Consider the following 5,566-nt stretch of genomic DNA (forward strand, 5'->3'; position numbering starts at 1 on the left):
ATGCGATCGGCGGGCATCCGCGAGGCACGCCAGAACCTCTCGGCGCTCATCGAGGAGGTGCGCCGGGGCCGGGAGGTGCTGCTCACCGACCGCGGACGGCCGGTCGCGCGGCTCGTCCCGCCGCCGCGAACGTCGGCACGTCCCTTCTCCAGTCATCGTCGCTTCCGGGCCGGAATCCGGTTGCAGGGCCCACCGCTCTCGCAGACCGTGGCTGACGAACGTGAGGATCGAGTCTAGCCCGGTCTACCTCGACAGCAGCGCGCTGGCCAAGATCTACGTGAGCGAGCCCGAGAGCGAGGCCCTGGAAGCCGCGCTCGTCGGCCGCCGCGACCTGATCGTCTCGGACCTGGTTGTCACGGAGTTGACGTCCGCAGTCGCCAGACGCCTGCGCGATGGTCAGTTACGCCCGGCCGCCGCGCGCCGCCTCTACCGGCGCATGCTTCATGATGTAGAGGCTGGCGAGTTTCAACGGGCCGAAGTCAGCGCGGCCATGCATCGCGAGGCCGAGCGGTTGCTCCTGGTCCTCGGCGCCCGGCTGGTGCTTCGCGCTGCCGACGCGCTGCACCTTGCGCTGGCCTCGATCGCGGGCGCGCGCGTTCTGGTCACCTTCGACCGCCGCATGGCGGCCGCCGCGGCGGCCGTGGGGGCGTTCGAGCTCCCAGCGACCGCGAAACCTTAGCCCGGGCTCCCACACGCGAGGCCGGCCCGCGCCAGCCAGGACGTCATGCCGGTCGAGCGAAACGCGTCGATCGCCATGGCGAGGTGCTCGAAGGTGGACGAAGCCGACCCCGAAGCACCCGACGCTGGCCAGATGCGAGCTGCTTCTATATATTGTTCTATATGAAACCATTACTGATCGAGCTGGACCCGGACACTGCGGCGCAACTCGAGAAGGTCGCACCAAGTCGCTCGCGACGCCGCTCGGAGTTCATTCGCGCCGCGATCCGTCGAGCGCTGTGGGAGATCGAGGGGCTGGCCACGGAGGCGGCGTACCGTCGTCAGCCCGACTCGGCGGAGGACGCTTACGTTGATCCCGGTGTCTGGGAACCGCGCCCGCGCCGCCGCACCTGGCGACAGCGTTGAAGCAGTACGAGATCCGGTGGGCGAGTCTGCCCCCGCCGATCGGGCAACGCCCCGTCCTGCTACTCACGCGGACTCCGGCGTACGCGTACCTCGCCAAGGTCATTGTGGCGGAAATCACGACCACCGTGCGGGGATTCCGCAGGAGATCGCGCTCGGGCGTCGGGAAGGGTTGACCCGTCCTTCCGTCGGAACCTCGACAACGTCCACGTCGTGGCCAAGGCCCGCATCGGCGATCTCCTCGGCACGCTTTCGGGCGCCCGCCATCGCGAGGTGAAGCGGGCGCTCGGATACGCGCTTGATTGGCCCGAACTGAAGGTCCTCTGACGGCGGCCTCCTGACCCGTACCCGCCAGCCGGGTCACGAAGCCCTCGATGCCGGATCAGCGCCTGAAATGGAAGGAAATGGACATGGGTCATGCCTCCAAAATCGCCTCCGCAGCGGCACCATACCGGGCGCGGAGGTCGGCCAACGTCTCGGCAGCTAGGACGTAGCACCACCGCCGGCGGTCCCCCTCCCGGCGCTGCTGGCGGAAGAGGCCGAGCGGGTTCAGAAGGCCCGCGCGGCGCCGAGTGCTCTTGAGCCAGTCCCATGCCGGGTGGGCTTTCTACCGGGAAGCCACTGAGCACTTTCGGGATGCGGCCACGGGCTATCTCATCGCGGCCGATTCGCCGCCTGATCGCGGGTCGTGAGCGCGATGTGATTGTCGTGTACGATGAGGCACCGGAAGGAGAGTGGTGCTGATCACGTTCCACCCCTTGCGGGAGAGCGAGAAGGCTCGGCGGCGCGCAGGAGGGAGGTTGGATCCCCGATGAGCTTCGAGGTTCAGTATGACCAAGTCCAGGATATCCTGTACCTGGCCCGGGAAGGGGAGGAGGCCGAAGCGGTCGAGGTCGCGGCTGGTGTCACACTTGAATTCGATGCCGAGGGCGGTCTCCTTGGGGTGGAGATCTTCCGCGCCTCTCACGTGCTTCGGGATGTTCTGAAACCGCTGGGTGCCAAGGCCGGCATGTCCTGAGAACCCGGGTCACCCTGCCCGCCTCGTCGAGGATCAGGGCGGCGTCTCTGCCCAGGAGAGGGGCATCCGGAGGTCGGCAGCGAGCTGTTGGGTTTGCTCGACGTAGCGGGGAATCTCCAAGGCCGCGAACAGGCCGTAGGCTTCGTTTAAGTGTGTTCGAACCGCCCCGCGTTCCCCCCTGGCGTGGGCGAGCGAGGCCAGGTCCAGGTGGGTCCGGCCTGCATAGTAGCGCGCGTCGATCGAACGCAAGGTCTCGAGCGCCTGAGCCAGGCAGGCGCCGGCCTCCGGAAGGGCACCCCGAGCCCGGGCGATTCGACCGAGCGCTCGCTGCGCGACGCCGATGCCGCATCGATACTGTCTGCTTCGGGTCAGTTCGAGCGCACGGATGGCGAAGAGTTGCGCCTCCTCCGGCCGGCCGCTCAGCAGCAGGGCTTCGCTCAGAAAGATTGTCATCCAGCCCTGACCCTGGCTGTGCCCCACTCGAACGAGCTGCTGAATCGACGGCCTGAGCCGCGGGATCGCCTCCGTCGCGTCCCCTTTTTCCAGGTACGCAAAGCCCTGCCACCCGAGGGCGAGGGCACTGTTCACGGGGTCCGGCGAGCGCGCCATGGCCTGCCCGCACAGCTGGATGCCGGCGTCCCACTCTCCCTGCATCGCCCGGGCGACCCCGATACTCCAAGTCCCCAGTGTCTCGAGCTGTTGGTCCCCGATGGCTTCCCCGATTGCCGCGCATCGCCCGAATGCCTCGCGGGCTCGGTCCAGCTCGCCGATCAGGAGATGGTTGCCGCCCACCACCCAGTGGACGTGGCCCAGCCACATGCGCTTCTCCGTGCCCTCAAGGAGGCTGATCGCCCGGCGTCCGTACTCGAGGCCCTCGCGGAACTGGCCTGACCGGAATCCCTCCAGCGCCAGTACATAGAACGCCTGGCCCATCGTCGGGGTGTCCCCGCACCGGCTCGCCTCCTCCATAGCCCGCCGCGCGCTCCAGGCCGTCCGCTCGCGGTCGCCGAGGTAGCTGAACGTGTTGCTCTGCGAGAGATAGTAGCGACCCGCGCGGAAAGAATTACGGGCCTGTTCGACGCGCTCTTGGTAGCTCGCGAAGAGCTCCACCACCTCTCGCGGGCGACCGAGGAACGCAAGGGAGCGAGCGAGCCGGGGAACGATCTCGAGAGCGCGCGCATCCCGCTCCTCAGCCGTCAACCGCTCAGCATGGGCGAGCGCCTCCCTGAGCGCCCCGACCGCTTCCTCGTGGGCGAAGACCCGCGCGGCGTTCCGCGCGGAGCGGAGCAGGTACTCGACGGACTTGCCCCACGCCTGTCCGGCGCGGTAGTGGGCGGCAAGGGCGGCCGCGATGGCATCGAGCCTATCGGCATACAGCGCCTCAAGGACTTCGGCGACCTGCAGGTGCAACAGCTGACGGCGCGGTGGCGCGAACTGCTCATAGACCACCGACCGGATCCGGTCGTGGGTGAAGTCGAGACGCTCGCCCACGCAATGCAGGAGGCGTCGCCGAACCAGCTCCTCCATGCCCTCCGCGGCTTCCCGCTCGTCGACCTCCGCCGCCCGCTGCAGCAGCGTGAACTCGAACTCCCGACCAATCACGGCCGCCACCGCCACCATGTGCCGGCCCCGCGCGCTCAGCCGTTCAAGACGTCCGACGATCACCTCTCGCACTCGGTTCGGGAGCGGCAGGTCGCTCGTCCCCGCAGATTGCGTTCCCTCCTGGAGGGCCCGCACGGTCTCAACAATCATGAACGGGTTCCCCTCGCTCACGGTCCACACCGCTTCGCCCAGCCGCTCGGCGGAGGCATCCTCGCTGCCGGCCCTCGCCAGTGCCCTCACGAGGGCGGTCGTGGCCGCCCGCGATAGCAGCGGGAGGGCCAGGCGCGTCAGCGCGTCCTCGCGGCTCAGTTCTTCGAGCGTCCGGCGGAGCCCATGCGTATCCGCAAGTTCTTCCTCACGCACGGTCACCACCAGCGCGATGGGTTCCGTGCGCAGCCGGCGCCCCACGAACGCCAGGAGCCGCAGGCTCATGTCGTCCGCCCAGTGCAGGTCCTCGAGGATCAGCACGAGCGGTTGCGCGGCCGCCAAGCCCTCCAGCAACGTGGCCACCGCTTCGAAGAGTCGGAGGTGGCTCTCGACGTCAGCAGGGCCGTGAGGTCCGGGCCCGCCGAACTCGGGAAGCAGACGCCCCAGCTCCGCCCGGTGGACGGGGCCGAGGCCTTCGATGGGCTCCTCCACGACTGTTGCCAGGGAAACGGATGGAATCCTCCGAGAGGCTTCTCTGGCCCGCCTCGACCGAACGCGAAGAGGATTTGTGTCTACGGGGGGCCACTCGCTTTTCGATTCGGAGGTGAGGCTGGAGCGGCTGACGGATGTGCTGACCTACCTCCCCCGGGGTCTCGCGTACACGCTCTTTGCCCCGTTCCCCTGGCAGTGGTTTGAGACCGAGGGCAGTACCGGCGTCTTTAGGTCCTTCGCGGCGGTAGAAGTAATCTCCGTCTATCTGCTCTTCCCGCTGACCATGAGGGGCGCGGTGTGGCTTATCCGCTTGAGGTGCACCGGTGGGCTCGTGGTTCTCGTCTTCAGCGTGGTGACAGCAAGTGTGCTTTCTCTCGCCATCGCCAACCTCGGAATACTTTTTCGCTTGCGAATGCAGTGCCTGCTTCCGCTGCTGGTGATCGCGGCTATGCCAGGAACGCGCGACAACGGTCGCGTCGAGCAGACCGAAGGCAGGGCGGTCAGCTCCCCGAGGGTCTAAGCCGCGCGCTCACCTGGGAGATCAAGATGTACAGCGTCGAGAACGTCGCCAGTGGTCCGGGCCCGAATCTCCGAGGCCCGGCGGGATGCGGACCGGCGGGGTCAAGCTTTGTTTCCGCTGTGTGGCTTACGCCGCGGGTTTCGAGCGCCCACCCACCCCTTCGGGGTGGGTACCCGGCCGGCGCAACCTGTTTCTCGGGGAGAGGTCTCGGAGGGGGGCAGCGCCCCCTTTCGACGTTCGAGCGCGAGCTTGGCCCGCGCAATCTTTTTCTGGGGGAGGTCCGGAAGGGGGCCGTCGAGGCCCCCTCCGGGTTATCTAAAGCGGGGCCGGCAGGTCGGAGTGGCCCATCACGTAGAGGTCGGTGCCGCGGGCCGCGCTCCGCCCCTCGGCGATGGCCCAGACGATCAGGGACTGGCCCCGCTGCATGTCTCCCGCGGTAAAGACCCCCGGAACGCTCGTCATCCAGTTCTCGTCCCGCCAGACGTTCCCGCGATCGGTCAGCTTCACGCCGAGCTGATTCAGCATCCCGCCGCGTTCGGGACCCAGGAACCCCATCGCGAGGAGGACCAGGTCCACCTCCATCTCGAACTCGGTGCCGGGGACCGGCCGGAAGTCGAGCCTGCCGCCGTCCCGCACCATCTCGACCCGGTGGGCGTGGAGTTTTCTGACGTGGCCGTTCTCCCCGCTGAAGCGCGTGGTGGAGACGG

The 5,566-nt window shown here is 68.0% G+C and carries 6 protein-coding genes; 4 read left to right on the forward strand and 2 right to left on the reverse strand.

Features of this window, described 5'->3' with window-relative positions:
- The 3 genes from HY726_01250 (at position 1) to HY726_01260 (ending at position 2,098) form a co-directional block, all read left to right on the forward strand.
- Complete coding sequence (locus HY726_01250) at positions 1-237, forward strand: type II toxin-antitoxin system prevent-host-death family antitoxin (GenBank protein MBI4607618.1); 237 nt, start codon at positions 1-3, stop codon at positions 235-237.
- Entirely contained in the window at positions 221-679 is a 459-nt protein-coding gene (locus HY726_01255) for a type II toxin-antitoxin system VapC family toxin (GenBank protein ID MBI4607619.1), read from the forward strand. Before HY726_01250 ends, HY726_01255 begins: the two co-directional genes overlap by 17 nt.
- A gap of 1,212 nt (positions 680-1,891) precedes the next feature.
- Positions 1,892-2,098, forward strand: coding sequence for a DUF2283 domain-containing protein (locus HY726_01260; protein MBI4607620.1), 207 nt, complete (start codon positions 1,892-1,894; stop codon positions 2,096-2,098).
- A 33-nt stretch (positions 2,099-2,131) separates the two neighbouring features.
- Here HY726_01260 and HY726_01265 read toward each other — a convergent pair whose 3' ends face one another.
- Positions 2,132-4,339 carry an AAA family ATPase gene (locus HY726_01265; protein ID MBI4607621.1) on the reverse strand — a complete coding sequence of 736 codons (2,208 nt, stop codon included), beginning with the start codon at positions 4,337-4,339 and terminating at the stop codon, positions 2,132-2,134.
- 112 nt (positions 4,340-4,451) lie between these two features.
- Between HY726_01265 and HY726_01270 the strand changes: the two genes are divergently transcribed.
- Positions 4,452-4,859 (forward strand): hypothetical protein, encoded by a 408-nt coding sequence (locus tag HY726_01270; protein MBI4607622.1) that lies wholly within the window; start codon positions 4,452-4,454, stop codon positions 4,857-4,859.
- Positions 4,860-5,174: 315 nt separating this feature from the next.
- On the opposite strand, the gene HY726_01275 is transcribed toward HY726_01270, so the two are convergent.
- Positions 5,175-5,566: FAD-dependent oxidoreductase (locus HY726_01275; GenBank protein MBI4607623.1), on the reverse strand; the 392-nt coding region annotated here is incomplete at its 5' end.

Source organism: Candidatus Rokuibacteriota bacterium (genome assembly GCA_016209385.1).
Taxonomy (GTDB): domain Bacteria; phylum Methylomirabilota; class Methylomirabilia; order Rokubacteriales; family CSP1-6; genus JACQWB01.